The following is a 22,288-nucleotide window of genomic DNA, read 5'->3' as shown; positions in this document are numbered from 1 at the left end:
CATGTCGTCCGCCGGTTTGCCGCGCGATGCGCGGTTACGCCGGCCGGGTGAATTCGCCGCCTTGCGGTCGAGCAGCGGACGCGCAGGCGGCCGCTGTTTTCATATGCGCTTTCGCGGCAACGAACTCGGCCACGCCCGGCTTGGCCTGGCGATATCCAAGCGTGTTTCCAAACGCGCAGTCGAGCGCAACCGGATCAAGCGTCTGTTGCGTGAGTCGTTCCGGCGGGTACGCCACCAGCTCCCTGCCGTCGACCTGATGGTCATGGCGCGCGAGCAGGCGGCCGGTGTGCCGGGGCCCGAACTGCTGGCGGAAATCGATCTGCTGTGGAAGAAGTTGCTGGCAAGTCGCAACGAAACATCGCGTTGAAACGCTCCCGCCATTGAAGCCAGCCGCCGTGACCGCCACAATCGCGTGTTGACTGCTGCCCTTTATCCCATCCTTTCTTCCCGACCATCCGCGGCTCTGCACTGTCGTGGCGTTACCCGGATTTGCTACGCGATGAATCAAACGCGCACCTTTCTCCTGTTCGCCCTGCTCGCCGTGGCGTATTTCCTGTTTCTGGCCTGGGAAAAGGATTACGCGCCGCTGCCGCCGTCCATGCCTATCGCCAGCTCCAGCAGCGCGGGCACACAGGCCGATGGCAGCGTACCGGTGGCCGCCAACGACGGCGTCAATGCCAGCGCGGCGATCCCTGGGGCAACGCCTTCCAGCACCGCGCCGTCGGCCACGGCGACGACAGCTAAGCTGGTCAACATCAATACCGACGTGCTGCATCTGACCATCGATACCCGCGGCGGCAGCGTGGTGAAAACCCAGCTGCTGGCCTACCCCTCGTTGCCGCCGACCCATGCGATGCCGCATCCGGCCCCGACCGTGCTGCTGGACAATAGCGAGGACGATTATTTCGTCGCGCAGAACGGCCTGGTCAGCAGCAGCGACAAGGCGCCGGCCGATCAGCCCAATCACCAGGCGATCTTCACCGCGGCGCAGACCGACTACACCCTGGCGCCGGGCCAGAACGAGCTGAAGGTCGATCTGACCTGGCAGGACGCCGCCGGCGTCAAGGTCACCAAGACCTATACCTTCAAGCGTGGTAGCTACCAGATCGGCCTGACTCAGCGGATCGACAACGGCGGCACACAGCCGTGGCAGGGCTACGCTTATCAGCAGCTGCTGCGCGCGGCGCCGCCGAAGCCGAGCAGCTGGATCAAGGGTTATACCGACCCGCAGACGCGCTTTGCCCAAGGCGCCGGCTGGTACACCGGCGAGAAATTCGAGAAGCTGCCGTTCAAGAATTTCTCCGAGCCGAAGGATCAGCTGGACGCGCAGATCAAGGGCGGCTGGGCCGCCATGCTGAAGCTGTACTTTTTCGCGGCGTGGATTCCGCCGGCTGACCAGACCGACCGCTACGTCACCAGTACCATCAACCCGGACAGCGGCCAGCCGCATTATCTGATCCGCACGATGGGTCCGGGTCTGAGCGTGGCGCCGGGTCAAAGCGTCAGCAGCCAGTCGCAGCTGTATCTGGGCCCGAATATCCAAGGCAGCCTCGATGCGATTGCGCCGGGTCTCGATCTCACCATCGATTACGGCATGTTCAAGGCGATCGCCGTGCCGATGCACTGGGTGCTGTCGCAGCTGCATGCCATCGCCAAAAACTGGGGCGTGGCGATCATCCTGCTGGTGCTGCTGATTAAGGGCGCCACCTGGAAGCTGACGGCGATGCAGTACAAGTCCAGCGCCAAGATGCGCAAGCTGCAGCCGCGCATCGCGCAGCTGAAAGAGCGCTACGGCGACGACAAGTTGAAGATGCAGCAGGCGACGATGGAGCTGTACAAAAAGGAAAAGGTCAATCCGATGGGCGGCTGCCTGCCGGTGCTGATCACCATGCCGGTGTTCCTGGGCCTGTTCTACGTGCTGGAATACAGTATCGAGCTGCGCCATGCGCCGTTCCTGTGGATTCCCGACCTCAGCTCGCCCGACCCGTTCTACATCCTGCCGATCATCTACGCCTTGGTGATGCTGGGCACGCAGTGGCTCAATCCGGCGGCGGCCGGCATGGATCCGGCGCAGGCGCGGATGATGAAGGTAATGCCGCTGCTGTTCACCCTGCTATTCGCGTTCTACCCGTCCGGCCTGTGCCTGTACTACGCGATCAACGGTCTGGTGGGTCTGGGCCAGCAGTGGTGGGTGACGCATCACGTGGATCGCGAAGAAGGCATCAAGGCGGCTTGAGTCCGTTTCGATAGAGACGCCTCGACAGCCGCGAGCGGGAAACCGTCGCGGCTGTCTTCGTTTAGAGTGCATGCCGATGACATCCACTTCCCCGTCCGATCAGGTGATCGATCTTTCCAGCGAGACCGTCGCCGCCGTGGCCAGCGCGCCCGGCATGGCCGGTGTGGGCGTGGTGCGGGTGTCCGGACCGGCCGTTCCGGCGATCGCACAAACGCTGTTGGGTCGTGCGCCGACGCCGCGCTACGCGCATTTCACCGCCTTCCGCGATGCAGCGGGCGAACTGATCGATCGCGGCCTGTTGCTGTACTTCCCGGCGCCGGCCTCGTACACCGGCGAACACGTACTGGAACTGCAGGGACACGGCAGCGCGGTATTGCTCGATCTGCTGCTGCGCCGCGCATGCGAGCTGGGTGCGCGTCTGGCGCGTCCCGGCGAATTCACCGAGCGGGCCTTTCTCAACGGCAAGCTCGACCTGGCGCAGGCCGAAGCTGTCGCCGACCTGATTGCATCGCGCTCGCACGCTGGCGCACGTGCGGCGCTGCAGTCGATGGAAGGCGTGTTCTCACGCAAGGTCGACGCGCTGCTGCAGGCGCTGGTCGCGCTGCGCGTGCATATCGAAGCGGCGATCGACTTCCCGGAAGAGGAGATCGACTTTCTCGCCGACCCCGCCATCAATCGCCAGCTGGTGACCGTGCAGGCCGAGCTGGCCGAATTGCTGCGCGAGGCGCGCCGCGGTTTGCGGCTCAATGACGGATTGCGCGTGGCCATCGTTGGACGTCCAAACGCCGGCAAGTCGAGCCTGTTGAACGCGCTCGCCGGCAGCGATCGCGCCATCGTCAACGCGGCCGCAGGCACCACGCGCGACGTGCTGCGCGAGCAGCTGAGCCTGGACGGCATCGTGCTGGAACTGGCCGATACCGCCGGCCTGCGCGAGACGGATGATGTCGTAGAACGCGAGGGCGTGCGCCGCGCCCACGGTGAGCTGCAGCGGGCCGATGTGGCGCTGTTGGTCACGGACGCAAAGCAGGCCGATGCCGATCTCGCGTTGCTTGTCGATGTGGCCGAAGGCGTCGAGCAGCTGGTGCTGGTCAACAAGATCGATCTCGACAGCGCGCCGCCGCATGGCGAGCAACGCGACGGCCGCCGCTGGCTATGGGCCTCTGCAAAAACCGGCGTGGGGCTGGACGCGTTGCGCGAGACCTTGAAGCAGCTTGCCGGTGCCGGCAGCGGCGAAGGCGCCTTCAGCGCACGCCGCCGCCACGTCCTTGCCTTGCAACAAGTAGACGTCCATTTACATGACGCCGCAATTCATCTGCGCGAAGGCCGAGCTGGCGAAATGGCCGCCGAAGAGCTTCGCCAGGCGCAGCAGGCGCTGGGTGAAATCACCGGAAGCTACAGCAGCGACGATCTGCTTGGAGCGATCTTCAGCTCGTTCTGCATCGGAAAATAACGACGATGCCTGCAGGCAGAAATTTCGCTGGCTGCAGGCATCGAACCGTCGAACGCTTCAGTGACTCGACTTAACCGCCGTCATCGTCGCTACCACCGCCGGCAGCAGGTGCACCCTGTTTGTGATCGAGGCGCTTTTGCATCGCCTGCTGCTGCATCTGCTGATACTGCTGGCGCTGGCTGTCGGTGAGGATGGCCTGGATCTGACTGTCGGTGTCCTGCTTCAGCGCGCGCATTTTCTGATGCACATCGCGCGGCGAGGATGACGTGTCGCCACGCATTTGCTGCATCTGCTGCATGCGGTTGGCCAGGATCGGCTCGATCTTCGCGGCCTGGTCCGGCGTCAGCTGCAGTTTGCGGCTCAATCGCGCGGTCTGCTTCTGCGGGTCGGGCATAGCGTGCTGCCCGTGCGCCGAGTCGCTGTTTCCGGCAGGTGGCGTGTCCTGAAAAGGTTGGGCATTAGCGGCGCTCGTGGCGACGAGGCCGAGGGCGAAGCCGAGCACGGCGAAACAACGGACAAACTTCATAGCGATATCTCCGGTAGTGTGCCGAGCGATGGCAACATCTCGACCAACGCGAGCCACGGGTGGCGGGTTGACGACACGCAGGGCCTTTCTTCGCAAAGTCTTATCGGCAGCTGGGCCATATTCAGACGCTGGCTTGACCGTACTCACCGCGTGCCCGAGGATTCCCCATGATCGAACTGTATTACTGGCCAACGCCGAACGGCCACAAGATAACCATGTTTCTGGAAGAAGCCGGGCTGGCTTACGAGATCAAGCCAGTGAATATCGGCAAGGGCGAGCAGTTCGCGCCGGCGTTCCTGAAGATTTCGCCCAACAACCGGATGCCCGCCATCGTCGATACCGATCCGCTGGGTGGCGGCGAGCCGTTGAGCGTCTTCGAATCCGGGGCGATCCTGCAGTACCTGGCCGAAAAGACCGGCAAGTTTTCGCCGAAGGATGTGCGCGAACGCTACGTGGTGACCGAGTGGCTGTTCTGGCAGGTCGGTGGACTGGGCCCCATGCTGGGTCAGAACCATCACTTCAACCGCTATGCGCCGGAAAAAATTCCTTACGCGATCGACCGCTACGTCAATGAAACGCGCCGGCTTTACGGTGTGCTGGACAAGCGGTTGGAAGGCCGTGCCTATATTGCCGGCAAGGACTACACGATTGCCGATATGGCCGCCTATCCCTGGATCGTGCCGTACGAGGCGCAGGGCATGACACTGGCCGATTTTCCGAATCTGAAAATGTGGTTCGAGCAGATACGTGATCGCGACGCAACAAAGCGCGCTTATGCGCTGGCCGACACGATCAAGGGCAAGACCGACCTGGCCACCGACGAGGAAGCGCGAAAGCACATGTTTGGACAGGGCGCGCTGAAGAAGTAGCGCGTGAGCGGCAACCGCTGGCATCCGTCCGGAGCCGGCGGTTGCGTGTGGTCAGTCGGCGAAGTTGGTGCGCACCAGCTCTTCGACTTCCATGCCGCGTCCGGCGATGATGGCCTTGGCCGAGTAGAGCGCGGTGTGCAGCACCTGCCCCACCTCTACTTTGGGCGGCATCACCAGCTCGTAGCGATTGACCTTGACGTCGAGCAGCGCGGGGCCGGGCTGCGACAGCACATCGCGCACGGCTTCCTCCAGCGTCGACGCGTCGTCCACTCGGCGACCGTAGAAACCGATGGCTTCAGCCAGCTTGGCAAAGTCGGGGTTCTTCAACTCCGTAAACGCGTCCAGCAAGCCTTCGACTTTCTGCTCCATCTCGACGAAGCCGAGCGAGCTGTTGTTGTAGACGATCACCTTGATCGGAATGTTCTCCTGCACGGCGGTAAGCAGGTCGCCCAGCAGCATGCTGATACCGCCGTCGCCGGAGAGCGAGATCACCTGCCGACCGGGCAGCGCCTTTTTGATGCCGAGCGCCTCGGGCATCGCATTGGCCATGGTGCCGTGGACCAGGCTGGTCAGCGTGCGTCGTTTCCCATTGCTGGTGATGTGGCGCAGTAACCAGACCATCGGGCTGCCGCCGTCGGCGGTGAAGATCGCATCGTCGTCGGCATATCGATCGATCAGCTTGGTCAGATACTGCGGATGGATCAGGCCGTCGCTGCCGGCGTGCTCTTCCTCGGCGATCTGCTTGAGCGTGGCTTCGCGATGCTTGAGGCTGTTGCGCAGGAAGGCGTGCTCCTCGCGCGCGTGCAGGCGCGGCAGCAGCGCTTCGATGGTGTCCTTGATGTGGCCTACCACGCCGATATCGACGGGATGGCGTCGGCCTAGGTGGGTGGCGTCGCTGTCGATCTGGATGAGCTTGGCCTCGTTCGGGTAGAACTGGCTCCAGGCGAAATCGGCGCCGAGCAGCAGCAGGGTGTCGCACGCGTCCAGCGCGCGGAAACCGGATTCCACGCCGAGGATGCCGGTCATGCCCATGTTGTATGGGTTGTACGGCTCGATGAAATCCTTGGCGCGCGAGGTATGCGCCACCGGCGCCTTGATCTTTTCGGCCAGCGCGACGATCTCCTGCTCGGCACCCTCGCAACCGGAGCCGCAGTAAAGCGTGACGCGCTTGCCCGCGTTGATCACCGCGGCGATCTCGTCCAGCTCGGCATCGGACGGCCGCAGCACCGGCTGCGGCTGATGCGGGCGGAAGGCCAGACCGTCCTCGACCTCCATCTGGCTGATGTCGCCCGGCACGATGATCACCGCGGCGCCGCGCTTGTTGAGTGCGGCCTGTGCGGCGAGCGCGGTCACGCGGCGCGCCTGCGCCGGCGAATGGATATAGGCGCAGAAATGGCTGCAGGTATCGTAGATCGGTTTCAGGTCCACTTCCTGCGGAAAATCCATGCCCATCTCGCTGGTGGCGACCTGGGTGGCGATCAGCACCACGGGCGCGCGGTTGCGGTGCGCCTCGAACAGGCCGTTGATGAAATGCAGGCTGCCCGGCCCGCAGGTACCCGCGCAGGCGGTAAGGCGGCCGGTGATCAGTGCTTCGCCACCGGCAGCCATGGCGCCGGCCTCTTCATGCCGCATATGCACCCACTCGATATCGCTGCGGCGAATCGCGTCGGTGATGTGGTTGAGCGTGTCGCCGACGATGCCGTAACAGCGCTGCACGCCGGCAGCCTGCAGCGTTTCGATGATGATGTCGGCGACTTTTTTCTTGCTCATGGGTGATCTCCGCGAAAGACAAACGCGGGCACCGGGCGGCTCGCGCAAAGCTTGATTGAATGCGCGTCGGTGAAAATTCCGGGTGAATGCAGGGCGGCGCCAGCGGGTGCGAACACGCAAACGCCCGCCGCTTTTGGCGGCAGGCGTTCGTTGTCACGCCATACGTTTACTGCTCGGGGGCGACGTCAGATCAAATGCGGCTGACGCCGGCATCGCTCTGTTCCAGCGGCGGCGCCGTGCCGGCTACGGCCAGCAGCGCCTGCGCGTAGCTATCCTCGATGCTGACGGTAGAAACCTCGTCCCAGCCGAAGAACGAGACCTCGCGCATCCATTCCGCGTCGGGGCTCAGCTCCTGCATGTAGAAGCCGTCGTCATCCATGCTGGCGAGACGGCCGATGTAGCAGACCTCTGACTCGTCTTCGCTGTCCACATGCACGCCGATCACCGGCGCCTGTGCGCCCGCGGCCTGGATCACTTCGCGGATGTTGTCCAGCGGAAACCCGCGCGGCGGCCGCGGCAGAATGTGCTTCAGCGCCAGCGCCTTCTCGAAGAAGATATGGTGTTTGTCTGGCGCCTCGAGCTCGGAAATATCCCGATGGCGCATGATGTACATGCCATCGTAGGTAATGCCGTCGCCGACCACCCAGAGCAGAAAAAATTCCTGCCCGACGCCCCCCACGTAGCCGCAAAAGCTGCCGTGTTCGAGGTCTTCGCGCCACAGCCGGATCAGCGTCTGCTTCTGCTGCGCTTCGCGCAGCTGGGCGCGCTGGCCGGTGGTTTTGAGTTCAATGATGTTGCTCACAGGCATGATTTTACCAGATCGGGTCAGGCGGCTTGTTAGGGCTGGCTTTACAGGGGGCGTTTGCGCAGCAGGAACTTGCGAATGGTCCGATTCCTCAGAGAACCCGCCTTTTTATTTAAAGGATGTATCGGCTCAAATCCTCGTTCTGCACCAGGCTGGCCAGGCTGCTGTCCACCATGGCGTCGTCGATCCGATAGTGCTCGCCGGACTTGTCGGCCGCCTCGTAGGAAATCTTTTCCAGCAGCCGCTCCATCACCGTATGCAGCCGCCGGGCGCCGATGTTCTCGGTGCGTTCGTTGACCTGAAATGCCACCTCGGCCAAGCGGTCGATGCCGCTGTCGACGAACTCGAGCGTGACGCCTTCGGTACCGAGCAAGGCCACGTATTGCTTGGTCAGCGCGTTGTGCGGCTCGCGCAGGATGCGCTTGAAGTCGTCGACGCTGAGCGCCGACAGCTCCACGCGTATCGGCAACCGGCCCTGCAGCTCGGGAATCAGGTCAGAAGGCTTGGCCAGGGAAAACGCGCCCGAGGCGATGAATAGCATATGGTCGGTCTTGATCGGGCCGTACTTGGTCGACACGGTGGAGCCTTCGACCAGCGGCAGCAGATCGCGCTGCACGCCCTCACGGCTGACGCCAGCGTGACCGTGGTCGCCACGCTGCGCTACCTTGTCGATCTCATCGATAAAGACGATGCCGTTCTGCTCGGCAGCTTCCATTGCCAGCGAGCGGATTTCATCGTCGTTGAGCAGCTTGCCCGCCTCCTCGTCGATCAGCATCGGCCGCGCCACCTTGATGGCGACCTTGCGCTGCTGGGTCTTGGCGCCGCCGATGTTCTGGAACATCTGCTTGAGCTGCGCGCTCATCTCCTCCATGCCTGGCGGCGACATGATTTCCACGCCGACGTTCATGGCGAAATCCAGCTCGATCTCGCGCTCGTCCAGCGCGCCTTCACGCAGCTGCTTGCGCAGCTTCTGCCGCGTGTCGTTCTCGATCGCCGGTGCGGGTGCGTCATGCGTCCAGTCGGTCGGCGCGGACTGCCGCCGCGGCAGCAGCGCGTCGAGAATGCGATCTTCGGCGCGATCTTCGGCCTGCGTGCGCACGCGCTTGACCGCCTGTTCGCGGGTCAGCTTGTACGCCACATCGGCCAGATCGCGGATGATCGATTCCACATCCTTGCCGACATAACCGACCTCGGTGAACTTGGTCGCTTCGACCTTGACGAACGGCGCGTTGGCCAGGGTTGCGAGGCGGCGCGCAATTTCGGTCTTGCCCACGCCGGTCGGGCCGATCATCAAGATGTTTTTCGGCGTCACCTCATTGCGCATCTCCGGCGCCAGCTGCATGCGCCGCCAGCGGCTACGCAGCGCTACGGCCACCGCGCGCTTCGCGTCGTTCTGGCCAATGATGAAACGGTCGAGTTCGTTGACAATTTCGCGGGGAGTGAGTTCGGACATGGTGTACTTCTTAAAAGCGGGAATGGGGAACCGGGAACGGGGAACGCGTGCTTTTTGAATGGCTGAAAGTTTGGTACGCAGACCGCCAACAAGAGGTCTGAAATCAGAGCGGGATGCGAAGGATTACGACGAACGGCACGTTTCCCGTTCCCCAGTCCCCTCTCCCCGCTCGACTCAAAGCTCTTCGATCGACACGTTGTGATTGGTGTAGATACAGATGTCACCGGCAATCTTCAGCGCCTTCTCGACCACGGTGCGCGCATCGAGCTCGGTGTTTTCGAGCAGGGCCAGGGCGGCGGATTGCGCAAACGGACCGCCGGAGCCGATCGCGATCAGCCCGTGTTCTGGCTCCACCACGTCGCCGTTGCCTGAAATCAGCAGGGAAGCTTCCTTGTCGGCAACCGCCAGCATCGCCTCGAGCCGACCAAAGCGACGATCGGTGCGCCATTCCTTGGCCATTTCCACCGCGGCGCGAGTCAGGTTGTTGTTGTGCTTCTCGAGCTTCTGTTCGAACAGCTCGAATAGCGTGAACGCGTCGGCGGTAGCGCCGGCGAAACCGGCCACCACATCACCCGCCTTGCCGAGCCGGCGCACCTTGCGCGCATTGCCCTTCATCACCGTGTTGCCCAGCGTGACCTGGCCGTCGCTGCCGATCACGACGCGGCCTTCGCGACGGACGCAGACGATGGTGGTGGCGTGAAACGATTCCATGAGCGCTCCGCATGATGTGCTAGTGACACGATGTGCGGTCACGTGACGAGGATTCAACGCCTAAAAAGCGCTTCAGGTCGCCCTGGGTCGCCTTGAAAGGATCGGTGACTCGATATAGCGGTAGGAGAGATAGGCCAGCGCAAGCGTGGTCGGAAGCACGACGCCAAGTACGGCTAACGGCTTCAAATGGGTTCGAACAACCAATAGCCAAACTATTGGCCAGTGCCACAGATAGATGCCATAACACATCAGTCCGAGCTGGCGCAGCGGTCGCGATGACAGGAGACGCTTCACGGGGGTGTCGAACGGGCTGGCCAAGGCGACAAGCGTGCCGCATGACAATAAGATAATCACGCTCTGCTGCCAGGCAAAGTACTGGACTTCCCAGGGGTTCCAGTTCATCACCAATACAAAAAGCGCAAGAAAGCAGCCCTGCCAAGCAATATTTAGCCAACGCTTGCGATAGAGCATGTCGTTCGATCGCTGCCAAAGCATGGCGAGAACGCCGCCAAGCAGAAATCCATCAACACGGGTGTCCAAACCGTAGTAAATGCGTGACCACGGCACGCCTGAGCCAATCAGATAATTGCGCCAGATGAGCGTGATACTCGCCAGGCACAGACACGTCACGAGCATTCCTTTGGCCGAGATACCCCAGCGCAGCAAGACCGTGAGCAGCAGCGGCCACAAAAGGTAGAACTGTTCTTCGATCGACAGCGACCAGCTGTGTGCGAAAAGAGGGGGATACACGTAGTTGTAGAGCTTGGTCCAGTTGGACACGTACAACAGGGTTTCAATGCCATCCGCGTAAAGTCGCGCGGGGTGATCAATCAGAAAGCTTCCCAGGACAAGATATACGCTCACCACGATAGCCAGCATTGGATAAAGACGCTTGAAGCGCCGCGCCCAAAAAACCTTCAGTTCGATCTTGCCGTCACGGTGGATATTGTTCAGAAGCAGCAGCGTGATCAGAAAGCCGGAGACCACAAAGAAAATGTCCATTACCGCCGGTGCCCCCGGAAACCAGGATCGATTCACGTGCATCAGAATCGTACCGATGGCGAGAATTCCGCGTAATCCGTCGACCGCAGGAAAGTAGCGCGCCGGCTGATCGCTTCGCGCAAGATCGTCGACAGCACGGATCGCGTCGTTGTCCAAAATGGTTCGGCGCTCGTTGGAGTTAGGCAGATCCGGCGACGATGACCGCAGAAGCGTGCGCATTCAGCCCCTTTTCCGTGCGCGCGGGTGCGCGGCGTCGTACACCTTGGACAGGTGCTGGAAGTCGAGGTGCGTGTAGATCTGCGTGGTGGCGATGTCGGCGTGGCCGAGCAGCTCCTGCACGGCGCGCAGGTCGCCGGAGGATTCCAGCATGTGGCTGGCGAACGTGTGCCGCAGCAGATGCGGGTGGATGTGTTTGGGAATGCCCTGCTGCAGCGCCAGCTTTTTCATGCGCAGCTGGATCGTGCGTGGATTGATCGGCGCGCCGCCGCGGCCGCGGAAGATCGCACTTTCGGCGATCATGCCCTCCTCGGCGCCGAGCGCGCGCAGCGCGCTCACGGCATGCCGACCGACCGGTACGATGCGGGTCTTGCTGCCCTTGCCGAGTACGCGCACTTCGCCGCCGTCGAGGTCAAGATCGAGCCAGCGCAGACCGACCAGCTCGGACAGGCGCAGGCCGCTGGAATAGAACAGTTCAAGCATGGCGCGATCGCGCACGGCCAGCCTGCCTCCGCTGTCGGTTTCGACCAGCGCGCTGGCTTCGTCGACATCCAGCACCTGCGGCAGCTTGCGCCGTACCTTCGGGCCGCGCACGCCCAGCAGAGGGTCGTGGCTGAGCCGACCTTCGCGGGTGAGCTGGCGAAACAGGCTGCGGCAGGATGACAGCAGCCGCTGCAGGCTTTTCGGCGCCAGTGCTTCTCTGCCCTTGCTGCCGCGATGTTCGGTGGCGACAAAGCTGCGCATGCGGTTGGCGTCGAGCGCATCGAACGATGCGATGGCGTTTTCCTGCATAAAGCGGGTCAACTTCGCCAGGTCGCGCCGGTAGCCGGCGACCGTGTGCGGGGACGCCTGCCGCTCGCTGGCGAGGCGTCCCAGCCAGTCCTCGATCTGTCGTTCAGGCGTCACTGTCGGCTCAGGAAACGTCCCGCGAGCGGGCCAGGGCCGCGGTGATCGTGGCGGCGATCATTTTCAGGAACAGATTGCCCATGCCGGGCTGGAAGCGGTCCGGATCGCCGCTGCCTATCGCCAAAATGCCGGCGGCACCCAGGCGCATCATCGCCACCGAGCGGGTTTCGGACGCGGCGCTGCCGAACAGTCGCTCCAGCCTTTCCTTCGACAAGCGGCCGGACATCGGCTCGTTCTGCTGCAGAAAGTCGCTGAACTCCGGCAGTGCATCCGGTCCCGTCACCTGCACCAGCCATTCGGCGCGCGGCAGCAGCGCTTCGCTGCCGAACAGCACCAGGCGCACCTGATCGGTGTGGAAATCGGCCGTCAGTTTGGCCACCACACTGCGCGCCGTGACTTCGATAGTGTTGGCACGCAGCAGCGCAACGGTAAGCGCATGCACGCGCTCCATCAGCTTTTCGTTCTCGGCCGCAATCGCGATGAGTTCGGCCAGCCGGCGTTCGAGCTCGGCGTTTTTCTCGCGCAGACTCTGCAGCTGATAAGTCGCCAGCGAGGCGACCGGACCTTTGTCGTGCGGCATCTTCAGCTGTGCCGCCAGCTCCGGATAGTCGCTGAGGAATTCCGGATGCAGCTTCAGGTAGGAGGCAACAACACGCGCCTGGGTCGCGTCATTGAGCAGGGTGGCGGTCATGCGGGTACCTCGGAGCAGGGCGGGTCGAAACAAGGCCTGTGCGCGCAAAAAGCGGCGTCGGCTGGCGCAGTGTGCGATGGACCGGCCCGCGCTTCAACTGCGAGGCCCGATGAGCGACGAAAACGCATGGGAAATCGCGTGCCAGCGTTTACGGCAAACCCTCGGGCACGATCCATTCGCCGTCGAAGACGAAGGTTGCCGAGCCGCTCATCCACAGTGGCTGGCCGGGGCCGGTCCAGTCGATCTGCAGCATGCCGCCGGGCAGGCTCACCTGCACGCTGTCGTCGACATCGCCGCGTTGATGCAGCACGGCCATGGCGGCGCAGGCACCCGTGCCGCAAGCCAGCGTCCATCCCGCGCCACGCTCGTGCACGCGTAGCTTCAGGTGACCCCGATCGATGCGCCGCACGAAGCCGGCGTTGACGCCTTCAGCGAAGCGTGCGTGGGTAGATAGCAGCGGGCCGAGCCGTTCCAGTTCGGGACTGTGCAGATGCTCGACCTCGATCACCGCGTGCGGGTTGCCCATCGAGACCACGCCGATCTGCCGTATGGCGCCAGCGATATCGATCGGGTAATGCGTGGCCGCGCGCGTCGCATCGAAGCCGCTTTGTGCCGGCTCGAAGACGGGTACGCCCATGTCGACGACGACTTCATTGGCGTCGATCAAGCGTACGGCTACCGGACCGGAGGGGCTTTCGATGCGTACCGTCTCGCCGATCGCCAGCGCACCTTCCCGATGCAACCAGGCGGCCACGCAGCGCACGCCGTTGCCACACTGGCCCGAGGGCGAGCCGTCGGCATTGGAGATGCCGTAATAGAACGCGCAGGTAGGATCGCTCGGCCGGCCGATCCCCAGCAGCTGATCGAAACCCACGCCGGTATGCCGATCCGCCATGGCGCGGATCTGCGCCATCGTCATGGAAAAAGGCGTGTCGCGGCAGTCCAGCACGACAAAATCGTTGCCGATCCCATGCATCTTGGAAAAGCGCTGCTTCATGATCGATCGCGACTCAGTACTGCGTGTTGTCCGGCCGCTGGTTGTCGGGTATCGCGCTGTTACCAGTGATGGCTGGCTGCTGCGGTTTTACCGTGCTGGTGGCCGAGGCTGGTACCGGCTTGGTGGCCGGCGGCAGGTACAGCGGGCCTTTCTGGCCGCAGCCGGCGAGCGTGCTGGCTGCGATGCAAAACGAGACCAGCAAAAGCGAATTCAGTGAGATCGGTCGGCGCATGACGAGGTTTCCTGAAGAGGCATGCAGTATAGCGAGGCGCGCCCGATTCACCGCAGCACGGCGTGGTCATGCCGTTATGATGCGCGCATCGAATCACGTTACGCCCGGGCGGCGAGGATCTCACGATGGACTGGAGCACATTGCTGCGCATGCCGATGACCGTGCTGCTGGTGCTGGCGGCGGTTTTCCTGCTGATCACGCTGGTGCAACTGGTCGTACTGCGTCAGCACTTGCACGGCGGTCGCCGAGCTGCCGCCGCGGGACGCGCGCTGCTATGCGTGATTTTCTTCGTGCTGGCTCTGGTTCTGGGCGGCACCGGTTACGCGCTGCGCGGCTATCGACTGCTCAGCGAAGAGACGCCGGTGGTCGACATCGAGGCCCATATTCTCTCGCCACAGCGCTGGGCGCTGACCCTGAGCTGGCCCGACGGCAGTACGCGGCAGGTCGAACTCGCGGGCGACGACTGGCGGGTCGAGGCCATCGTGTTGAAATGGAAGCTGCCCGCCCTGCTTTCGGGCATCCCGCCGCTGTACCGGCTCGATCGTCTGTCCGGTCGCTACGACGACCCCGCCCAGGAAATGAGCGCGCCGCGCACGGTCGTCAGCTTCGATCACGCCGATGGTTTCGATCTGCTCGACCTGCACAAGCAGTATCCCGACTGGCTGCCCGAGGTAGATACCTTGTACGGCAGCGGCGCCTTTCTGCCGCTGGTGGATCAGGGGCACTACACCGTGAGCCTGATGCGTACCGGCGCGCTGGTGGCCAGGCCGGACGAAGCGACACAGCAGAAGATCGGTCAGCCGTTCGGCGGCTGATGCGCGCCGGACGCCGGCCTCGGGTTGTTCAGAAAGCGCTGCCGTGAAAGCGATCGTTCAGTCGAGCTGCTTCTCGTAGCGCCAGCCATCGGCACCATCCTGGTAGTAGCCGGGGAGTGAACCGATACATCGGTAGCCGAGGCGCTCGTACAGCTTGATGGCGCTGACGTTGTCGGTGCGCACTTCGAGCCGCAGCCGTCGGCAGCGGCGCAGTCGAGCCGCCGCCTCGGTCGCCTCGACCAGCGCGGTACCTACGCCCTTGCCGCGCGATTCGGGCTGGCTGGCCAGCGAGTAAAGCCGCGCCACGCTGCTGCCTTTGCGGAAAAACACCACGGCGGTGCCGAGAAAGCGGCGGTGGTTGGCGCTGGCGACCAGCACCAGTGCCGTATCGCTGTCGAGATGACGCCGATACTGGTCGCGCGTCATGCGATCGCTGTCGAAGGTGCGATCTTCCAGCGTGACCAGATCGTCGAGATCGGAGGTTTCGGCGCGGCGCACGCGCACGCTGGCGGTGGACGGCGTTGGACGCATGCTGGCGGGATCCTGGTGTCGCACGTTTTCCAATGCCATCGGCGGCTGACGGTCAGTGGAAGAAAATCCTGATGCCATGGAGTCGAAGTCCCGCAGTAGATGAGTGACGCGGCGGATGTGCAGAGAAATCGAATCGCCATTCGAACCGCGCGGACTCTAGCAGCCGGCGGCATTCGCCGCGTGTATTTTTCATTGCAGCCAACGTCGGCGCGGATCGCGTTTAATCCCGCTTCAGCGCTTTGACTTGTGCGATGCCGCCCCTGTGCCAAACTGCGCGCCGTGCAAATCGCGCCCCGCCACTGCTGGGCAATCTGCTCCAACCGCATTGCCTGAGTGGTGTCATGACCCGTCTGGTCATCGTTGTCGAAAAAGCCTCCGACTGGGCTTCGTACTACCCGTCCGTCGACGTGATGAGCGCGATGGACTATCTGCGCGAGCCGATCAGCAACGACGACGAGCGAACCCACGTCATCAACCTGTGCCGCAGCTACAAATATCTCGGTACCGGCTATTACGTGTCGCTGCTGGCCGAAGCGCGCGGGCACAAGGTGATGCCGTCGGTACGCACGGTCAACGATCTGCGCCGCCGCTCGCTCTACGGTGTGGATATCGACGATCTCAACCAGAAGCTCACGCACTTTCTCCCTGCCGGCGGCCGCGATACCACCGACCTCGGCATCTTGGTCTACTTCGGCGAGACGGCGTATCCCGCGCTGCAGGATCTGGCGCGGCAGGTGTTCGAAACCTTTCCCTGCCCGCTCATGCGCATCGAGTTCGAGCGCGACCGCGTATGGCAGGTGAGCTCGATCAAGCCGGTCGGCCTGCACACGCTGGACGACGCGCAGGAAGACGCGTTCGCCGAAGAGCTCGACCGCTTCTCGCGCAAGCTGTGGCGCAAGCCGCGCGCGCGCAAGCTGTATCGCTACGACATCGCGATGCTGGTGGATCCGAAAGAGATGATGCCGCCGTCGAACAAAAAGGCACTGAAGTCCTTTGTGGCGGCAGGCAAGCAGCTCGGTATCGAAGTCGACATGATCGGCAAGAACGACTATCAGCGCCTGGCCGAGTACGACGGTTTGTTCATTCGTGAAACCACCGCCAGCGACAATCACACCTATCGCTTCGCCCATCGCGCCGAGAAGGAAGGCATGGTGGTGATGGACGATCCCACGTCGATTCTCCGCTGCACGAACAAGATCTTTCTCAACGACCTGATGGTGTCGCGCAAGCTCGCCGTGCCGCACACCGAAATTCTGTATCGCGACGATGCCAAGGGCATGAAGGAAGTGGTCGGCAAACTCGGTTTTCCGCTGGTGCTGAAAATCCCCGACGGCTCGTTCTCGCGCGGCGTAGTGAAAGTGCAGAGCGAGGAAGCGCTGGAAAAGGCCGCCGGCGAACTGTTCCAGCACAGCGCGCTATTACTGGCGCAGGAATACCTCTATACCGAGTTCGACTGGCGCATCGGCGTGCTCAATCATGAGCCGCTGTTTGCCTGCAAGTACTACATGTCGCGCGGTCACTGGCAGATTTACAACCACGGCGCCAAGGGCACGGCCAAGAGCGGCGGCTTCGAAACCATTGCGGTGAGCGAGGCGCCGGCCGACGTGGTGAAGCTCGCGCTGAAAGCCACCGCGCCGATCGGCGATGGCCTCTATGGCGTCGATCTGAAGCAGGTGGGCAACAAGCCGGTGGTGATCGAGGTCAACGACAATCCGTCGATCGATGCCGGCGTCGAAGACGACCACCTGGGCGACGCGCTGTATCTGCAGATCATGCAGGAGTTCCTGCGCCGGATGGAGCGCAAGCGGCAGGGCATCACCGGTTAGGGAATTCGTTGGTCGGGTCTCAGTGCCACATGGCCGTGCGCAGGGTGCTTTGGCGGGGCCGCCGCAGGGCGAGCAGCTGACGCGGCAGCGACGGCTCCAGCGTCAGCAGCACGATCAGCGGCGCGCCGACCAGCCAGAACGCCGATGTCCAGCCAAGCATTTCGCTATAAACCGGCACCAGGGTGGTGGCCAGCAGAAAGCTGCCGGCCAGAAGCCACAGCACGGCGCTCCCGAGCAGGTGCCGGTGGCTGGTATTGTCGCGGTGGTTGTCGGAAAGCGGTTGTGGTCGCATCGGCAGACTCCTCGGGTTCGGATGCCTGCAGCTTCCAATACGCGTATCTCACAGGCTGCGACCGGTCGGCAGTCAATTCAAACGGGTGGTGCCGCGACGGCAAGCGGTTCCGGTTTCCGCAGAATCATCGCGAATAGATGGCTAGTAGAATGGCCTCGATGAGGCCGGACGCGGCGAACCCCCCAGCATTCTGGAAAACCATGGCTCCCCTTTCCTTTGCCGTCTTCGGCCATCCGATCAAGCACAGCGTGTCGCCGCCGATCCATCGGGCGTTCGCCGAGCAGTTCGGCATTGCGCTGGAATACCGAGCCATCGACGCGGCGCCGGCCGAGTTCAACGATGCTGTGCAGCAGTTCTTTGCCGACGCTGGCCGCGGCGCCAATGTCACCCTGCCGCACAAGGCCGCGGCCTTTGCTCTGGCCGATGAGCGCAGCGAGGCCGCGACACGCGTCGGCACGGCCAACGTGCTGACGCGTCTACCGGATGGCCGTCTGGCCGCCCATAACACCGATGGTGCCGGCATGGTGCGAGACATGACCGAACGGCATGGCATCGCGCTACGGAGCAAGTCGGTGCTGATGCTGGGCGCCGGCGGTGCGGCTCGCGGCGTCGCGTGGAACCTGCTGGATGCCGGTGTGCAGACGCTGACCATCGTCAATCGTTCGCGCGCATCTGCCGATGCGCTGGCCGGCCTGATCGACGATGCCGAGCGCGTGCAGTCCCATGACTGGCAGCAGCTGGCCGAGCTTGGCTGTTTCGACCTGATCGTGCACGCCACCTCGGCAGGGGTGCTGGGCGAGGCGCTGCCGCTGCCTACTTCATTGGTCGACGAACATACGATCGGCTACGACCTCTCCTACGGCGCGGCGGCTGCCGGCTTTCTGGCATGGGCCAAGAGCGCCGGTGCACGCCAGGCCGTCGATGGCCTGGGCATGTTGCTGGAAACCGCCGCCGATACGTTCGCCCTATGGCACGGCCAGCGCCCGCAGACGGAGCCGGTCTATCAGTCGATGCGCCGGCAAACCGCGTGAGCGGGTTGCCGTGCCGCGCGGGCTGTGGCGCCTGCTGCATTGCGCCGTCGATCAGCTCGTCGATCCCAGGCATGCCGAACGGCAAGCCCGCCGGCGTCCGCTGCGTGCAGCTCACCGAGGAAAACCGCTGCGCCATTTTCGGTGACCCACGTCGCCCACCCGTATGCGCGAGCCTGCAGCCGGAGCCCGCGATGTGCGGCAGCGATCGCGGACAGGCGATGGCGTGGCTGACAGCACTCGAGACCGCCACCGCTGCCGGCTGACCCGTGTTGTGAAGTGCGGCAGATATTTCGCCGCGTAATTTTCTGCACCCCGCTTTTCATCCCTCAACCGTGTGCTACTTTTCCCAAACAGGGGCACCATCTCGTGGGGGAGTCACGCATGTTGCCGAAAGGGTTTTTCGATCGTCGAGCGGTAGTTATGGCGGGTCTGGCCTTGGTTCTGGCCGGCAGCGCCTTTGGCGCCGCTGCCAGCAACACCAGTCCGATCGGCTCGACCAATGTCACCGTAGCCGATCCCACCGTGCCGCGGCCGCCGGGCACGCCGTGCACGGTGCAGCTGTTCAGCGGCGTGGCGTTCAACGACTTCAACCCGCGTCCCTATGCCTACACGCCGCCGACGGGCTGCGGCACGCACTGGTCGAAAGTGGTGCTGGAAGCGGATTTTTCGGTCACTGCCGGGCGCCAGTTCGATCGCACCGCCACTCTTTGGCTCGGCGGTGTGAACCTGTATTTCGGTACGACCGAGGAACCCTCGTCCACGGTCGCACCGAGCTGGCACGTCGAGCGCGATCTCACCGACTACAGCGCCCTGCTGCGTCAGGCCGGCAACGGCCAGGCCCTGATCGGCAACGTGGTCGACAGCACCTATACCGGCGTGATCTACGGCAGCGCGAAGCTGCTGTTCTATCCGGTCTCGATTCTGGCACCGGCGGCGCCCGCGCCCGACGCCGTGATCCCGCTGGGCAGCGATCCGATCGGGAACACGGTGTCGCTGACGACATCCACCAGTCAGCTGAGCAAGTCGCTGACCCTGCCCACTAACGTCGAGCGTGCCTATCTGGACGTATTCGCGCAGAGCCAGAATGCCGACGAGTTCTGGTACACCTGCGTGCCCGATCAGTACGCCGCCGAGGTACAGGAATGCGGCGGCGGCAATTTCCGCGAGGCCGAAGTCAGCATCGATGGCCAGCCGGCCGGCGTGGCGCCGGTGTATCCATGGATCTACAGCGGCGGCATCGATCCTTACCTGTGGCGGCCGACTACCGGTGTGCAGACGCTGAACTTCATGCCGTACCGCATCGACCTGACGCCGTTCGCCGGCGTGCTCAGCAACGGCGCGGCGCATCAGGTCGCGGTAAGCGTCGCGGGCGCGAACAATTATTTTTCGGCCACGGCCAGCCTGCTGCTGTATCTCGACCCGCATGCGAAAACCGTCAGCGGCCAGATCGAGCGCAATACCTTGGTTGGCCAGCCGCCCACGCCGACCATCGGCAGTACGCTGAGCACCGATGCCTCGGGCAATATCACCGGCGCCATCACCACGCAGCTGAGCCGGCATTTCATCATCACAGGGTACGCCAATACCTCGCGTGGCCGCGTGGAAACCACGGTGGATCAGACCGTGGGTTTTGGCGACGTGCAGACGTTCACCATCAACGACACCACGTACTGCCAGGTGACCGATCAACAGACCTCGTCCGATAGCACCAGCCAGAGCAGCATCGGCGGATTCGTTACCGGCAAGTACAGCGAACACGTGCGCTATCCGTTGCATCTGGATGTCAACGAAGCGATTGCTGCCGACGGCAGCTTTAGGTTGGCCACGGTGGCGCATCAGGGCGACGAAAAGAGCACGGTGCATCAGCTGTTCGGCATCACGCTGTATTCGGCCAAGCTCAACAATACAGTCGATAGCGACGACACGCTGGCCTTCGACGCCAGCGGCAACCTTACCTCGCACAGCAACCAGCAGAGCACGCAAAGCTTCACCTTCAACGATTCGCTGGGTGGCTGCTATCGCACCGACGTCGGCAGCTTCAACGGGGCGGTATCCAGCTATGCCACCGGCACCGGCTGCCCGAACAAACAGAACCGCGTGTTCTGGTTCACCCACCCGGACGGCTCGCCGGAGAACGGCAACGCCGTGCTCGGCTGGTGATTCTCGCGCACGCTAACAGGTGATCGTCGCTTGCGTGGAGCGGCGACGGTTACATAGCCGTATTCTTCCTCGCGTTTCGTCACGCCGCTGACATATGGCATGACTATGGTGACGACCGCTTCCGCCGAAGCGCCCGATCGCGGGCGCCTTCGCGCGCGGTACGATCACTATCCGAGCGCCATGTCTACTTTTTCGTCTGCTGCGTTTTCCCGACGCGGACCAATTTTTGCGTCTGGCTTGGCACTCATTGTCTTAGCCGGCGGCATCGGCTGGTATGTTCACGCGGCAGGTTCAGCCCAAGCCGAAGCCGCGGGTTCCGGCACCTCGACCGACGCCAGCGGCGAGGGCATTCTGCTGGGCCTGGCGAAATCCGCGGTCAGCGAACACCGGCTCGTTGCGCCCGCCGGCAGCAATGCCTACGAGTTCTACCTCAGTCTGCTGCAGCTCGATCCGAAAAATGCGGTTGCGCGGGACGACCTGAATACGCTTTTTACGCAAGCCTGCAACGACGTCGAGCAAGCCATCAACGCGCGCGATGTCGACGAAGCGCAGCGCGAGCTTTCCCTGCTGCGCGATTACGACAGCAACAATTACAAGCTGGCACTGCTGGGCAGCAAGCTCAGCGCCCAGCGCATGGTGATGATGCGCGAGCACGAAGCGCAGGCGGCGGCGATCCAGGCGCGTACGGAAAGCGCGACACTGTAGCTCCTCGTCGCGTGCAGGCGGCGGGCGCGACATCTGTCTATCGCAGCACAGGCCCCACTTTTCGAAGCAGCAGCTCGATCAGCTCGGGCTGCATGAAAGCATAGTTGTCCGGAATATCCAGCACTACGACGTGCTTGCCTTTCAGATACCCGCGGTGACGCTGCATCAGCCGTCGCCGGTGCGACGGCTCCATCACGACGATCAGATCGGCCCATTCCAATTGCTCGCCCGACAGTGACACGTCGGCGTCATCGGCGAGCCCGGCCGAGTCGGTTTCAACATCGGGCCATGCGGCAAACACCTGTTCTGCCGTCGGGCTGCGCAGCCGGTTGCGGCTGCAGAGAAACAGTACATGGCGCACAGCCATCAGCCGGCTGCCAGATACTCGTCTTTCAGGCGCACGTAGTGGCTGGCCGAGTAATGCAGCTGCTCGATCTGGGTGTCGCTGAGCAGCCGCACGAACTTGGCCGGGTTGCCCAGCCACAGCTCGCGCCCGCCGACGACTTTCCCCGGCGGTATCACGCTGCCCGCGCCGACGAAGCCGTACTTTTTTATCGTGGCGCCATCGAGCACGGTCGAGCCCATGCCGATCAGGCAGAAGTCCTCGATCGTGCAGGCGTGAATTACCGCGCCGTGGCCGATGGTGACGTCCTCGCCAATGATGGTGGGAAAGCCGCCGGGCGAATACGGGCCGTCGTGAGTCACGTGCACGATGGTGCCGTCCTGCACGTTGCTGCGTGCGCCGACGCGGATGTAATGCACGTCGCCGCGCAGGACCACGCCGGGCCAGATCGATACGTCGTCACCGAGTACGACGTCACCGATCACGGTTGCCGCGGTGTCAACGTAGACGCGTTCGCCGAGGGTTGGGAGCAATCCTTTGTAGCTTCGTATCGAGGTCATGGCAGCATTCTAGCGTTCGCGATCGTGCGGCGGCGGTCGATCACCGCAGCGCGGTGTATTCGCTTTCCCATTGCTTCGCACGCCATGACGCTAATCGGTGCCGAAAACAGGTCGTTGCCTAGTTTTCTAGGCACTTTCAATGGATTTCATCACGCTTCAAA

Annotated in this window: 24 protein-coding genes; 10 read left to right on the top strand and 14 right to left on the bottom strand. The window is 63.3% G+C overall.

Annotated elements, in window-relative coordinates:
• Position 1: 1 nt before the first annotated feature.
• The 3 genes from rnpA (at position 2) to mnmE (ending at position 3,686) form a co-directional block, all read left to right on the top strand.
• Complete coding sequence (gene rnpA / locus HDE76_RS14035; RefSeq protein ID WP_184508450.1) at positions 2-367, top strand: ribonuclease P protein component; 366 nt, start codon at positions 2-4, stop codon at positions 365-367.
• 132 nt (positions 368-499) lie between these two features.
• The gene (yidC, locus tag HDE76_RS14030; RefSeq protein ID WP_184508447.1) at positions 500-2,236 is read left to right on the top strand and encodes a membrane protein insertase YidC; all 1,737 of its coding nucleotides are present in this window, start codon (positions 500-502) and stop codon (positions 2,234-2,236) included.
• 76 nt (positions 2,237-2,312) lie between these two features.
• Positions 2,313-3,686, top strand: coding sequence for a tRNA uridine-5-carboxymethylaminomethyl(34) synthesis GTPase MnmE (gene mnmE, locus HDE76_RS14025; protein ID WP_221262413.1), 1,374 nt, complete (start codon positions 2,313-2,315; stop codon positions 3,684-3,686).
• Between the two features lie 70 nt (positions 3,687-3,756).
• Here the strand turns inward: mnmE and HDE76_RS14020 are convergent, their stop codons facing one another.
• On the bottom strand, positions 3,757-4,212 hold the full coding sequence (locus HDE76_RS14020) for a hypothetical protein (RefSeq protein ID WP_184508444.1): 456 nt from the start codon (positions 4,210-4,212) through the stop codon (positions 3,757-3,759).
• Positions 4,213-4,379: 167 nt separating this feature from the next.
• On the opposite strand from HDE76_RS14020, the gene HDE76_RS14015 reads away from it, so the two are divergent.
• Positions 4,380-5,081 carry a glutathione S-transferase N-terminal domain-containing protein gene (locus HDE76_RS14015; RefSeq protein ID WP_184508441.1) on the top strand — a complete coding sequence of 234 codons (702 nt, stop codon included), beginning with the start codon at positions 4,380-4,382 and terminating at the stop codon, positions 5,079-5,081.
• 51 nt (positions 5,082-5,132) lie between these two features.
• Here the strand turns inward: HDE76_RS14015 and HDE76_RS14010 are convergent, their stop codons facing one another.
• The 9 genes from HDE76_RS14010 to HDE76_RS13970 all read right to left on the bottom strand — a co-directional run bounded on the left by HDE76_RS14010 (position 5,133) and on the right by HDE76_RS13970 (position 13,864).
• A complete protein-coding gene (locus HDE76_RS14010; RefSeq protein WP_184508438.1) occupies positions 5,133-6,851 on the bottom strand; it encodes a thiamine pyrophosphate-dependent enzyme in 1,719 nt (572 codons plus the stop codon).
• Positions 6,852-7,041: 190 nt separating this feature from the next.
• Complete coding sequence (locus HDE76_RS14005; RefSeq protein ID WP_184508520.1) at positions 7,042-7,653, bottom strand: hypothetical protein; 612 nt, start codon at positions 7,651-7,653, stop codon at positions 7,042-7,044.
• Between the two features lie 115 nt (positions 7,654-7,768).
• Positions 7,769-9,109: an ATP-dependent protease ATPase subunit HslU gene (gene hslU / locus HDE76_RS14000; RefSeq protein ID WP_184508435.1), complete on the bottom strand. Its 1,341-nt coding sequence runs from the start codon at positions 9,107-9,109 to the stop codon at positions 7,769-7,771.
• A gap of 174 nt (positions 9,110-9,283) precedes the next feature.
• Positions 9,284-9,820 carry an ATP-dependent protease subunit HslV gene (gene hslV / locus HDE76_RS13995; RefSeq protein WP_179482116.1) on the bottom strand — a complete coding sequence of 179 codons (537 nt, stop codon included), beginning with the start codon at positions 9,818-9,820 and terminating at the stop codon, positions 9,284-9,286.
• 72 nt (positions 9,821-9,892) lie between these two features.
• Positions 9,893-11,041 (bottom strand): acyltransferase, encoded by a 1,149-nt coding sequence (locus tag HDE76_RS13990; RefSeq protein WP_184508431.1) that lies wholly within the window; start codon positions 11,039-11,041, stop codon positions 9,893-9,895.
• On the bottom strand, positions 11,042-11,944 hold the full coding sequence (gene xerC / locus HDE76_RS13985) for a tyrosine recombinase XerC (RefSeq protein ID WP_179482114.1): 903 nt from the start codon (positions 11,942-11,944) through the stop codon (positions 11,042-11,044).
• 7 nt (positions 11,945-11,951) lie between these two features.
• The gene (locus HDE76_RS13980) at positions 11,952-12,635 is read right to left on the bottom strand and encodes a DUF484 family protein (RefSeq protein ID WP_184508427.1); all 684 of its coding nucleotides are present in this window, start codon (positions 12,633-12,635) and stop codon (positions 11,952-11,954) included.
• A gap of 148 nt (positions 12,636-12,783) precedes the next feature.
• Positions 12,784-13,632 (bottom strand): diaminopimelate epimerase, encoded by an 849-nt coding sequence (gene dapF, locus HDE76_RS13975; protein WP_179482112.1) that lies wholly within the window; start codon positions 13,630-13,632, stop codon positions 12,784-12,786.
• 13 nt (positions 13,633-13,645) lie between these two features.
• A complete protein-coding gene (locus tag HDE76_RS13970) occupies positions 13,646-13,864 on the bottom strand; it encodes a lipoprotein (RefSeq protein WP_179482111.1) in 219 nt (72 codons plus the stop codon).
• 125 nt (positions 13,865-13,989) lie between these two features.
• On the opposite strand from HDE76_RS13970, the gene HDE76_RS13965 reads away from it, so the two are divergent.
• Positions 13,990-14,679: a hypothetical protein gene (locus HDE76_RS13965; RefSeq protein ID WP_179482110.1), complete on the top strand. Its 690-nt coding sequence runs from the start codon at positions 13,990-13,992 to the stop codon at positions 14,677-14,679.
• A gap of 57 nt (positions 14,680-14,736) precedes the next feature.
• Here the strand turns inward: HDE76_RS13965 and HDE76_RS13960 are convergent, their stop codons facing one another.
• Positions 14,737-15,210: an N-acetyltransferase gene (locus HDE76_RS13960; protein WP_184508424.1), complete on the bottom strand. Its 474-nt coding sequence runs from the start codon at positions 15,208-15,210 to the stop codon at positions 14,737-14,739.
• Positions 15,211-15,551: 341 nt separating this feature from the next.
• On the opposite strand from HDE76_RS13960, the gene HDE76_RS13955 reads away from it, so the two are divergent.
• Entirely contained in the window at positions 15,552-17,036 is a 1,485-nt protein-coding gene (locus HDE76_RS13955; protein ID WP_179482107.1) for a RimK family protein, read from the top strand.
• 19 nt (positions 17,037-17,055) lie between these two features.
• On the opposite strand, the gene HDE76_RS13950 is transcribed toward HDE76_RS13955, so the two are convergent.
• A complete protein-coding gene (locus HDE76_RS13950) occupies positions 17,056-17,328 on the bottom strand; it encodes a hypothetical protein (RefSeq protein WP_179482105.1) in 273 nt (90 codons plus the stop codon).
• Between the two features lie 200 nt (positions 17,329-17,528).
• On the opposite strand from HDE76_RS13950, the gene aroE reads away from it, so the two are divergent.
• From aroE to HDE76_RS13930, 4 genes are all read left to right on the top strand, one after another.
• Complete coding sequence (gene aroE, locus HDE76_RS13945) at positions 17,529-18,359, top strand: shikimate dehydrogenase (RefSeq protein ID WP_184508421.1); 831 nt, start codon at positions 17,529-17,531, stop codon at positions 18,357-18,359.
• On the top strand, positions 18,356-18,622 hold the full coding sequence (locus HDE76_RS13940) for a YkgJ family cysteine cluster protein (protein ID WP_343205712.1): 267 nt from the start codon (positions 18,356-18,358) through the stop codon (positions 18,620-18,622). The genes aroE and HDE76_RS13940 overlap by 4 nt, the downstream gene beginning before the upstream one ends.
• A gap of 118 nt (positions 18,623-18,740) precedes the next feature.
• Positions 18,741-20,519 carry a peptide-N4-asparagine amidase gene (locus HDE76_RS13935; protein WP_255481593.1) on the top strand — a complete coding sequence of 593 codons (1,779 nt, stop codon included), beginning with the start codon at positions 18,741-18,743 and terminating at the stop codon, positions 20,517-20,519.
• Between the two features lie 237 nt (positions 20,520-20,756).
• A complete protein-coding gene (locus HDE76_RS13930; RefSeq protein WP_255457889.1) occupies positions 20,757-21,224 on the top strand; it encodes an energy transducer TonB in 468 nt (155 codons plus the stop codon).
• 37 nt (positions 21,225-21,261) lie between these two features.
• Here HDE76_RS13930 and HDE76_RS13925 read toward each other — a convergent pair whose 3' ends face one another.
• Both HDE76_RS13925 and HDE76_RS13920 read right to left on the bottom strand, forming a co-directional pair.
• A complete protein-coding gene (locus HDE76_RS13925; protein ID WP_218862521.1) occupies positions 21,262-21,591 on the bottom strand; it encodes a low molecular weight protein tyrosine phosphatase family protein in 330 nt (109 codons plus the stop codon).
• Complete coding sequence (locus tag HDE76_RS13920; RefSeq protein ID WP_184508418.1) at positions 21,591-22,127, bottom strand: gamma carbonic anhydrase family protein; 537 nt, start codon at positions 22,125-22,127, stop codon at positions 21,591-21,593. Before HDE76_RS13920 ends, HDE76_RS13925 begins: the two co-directional genes overlap by 1 nt.
• Between the last annotated feature and the right edge of the window lie 161 nt (positions 22,128-22,288).

Source organism: Rhodanobacter sp. ANJX3, from assembly GCF_014200755.1.
Taxonomy (GTDB): domain Bacteria; phylum Pseudomonadota; class Gammaproteobacteria; order Xanthomonadales; family Rhodanobacteraceae; genus Rhodanobacter.
This window is presented reverse-complemented; position numbering and strand designations above follow the sequence as displayed.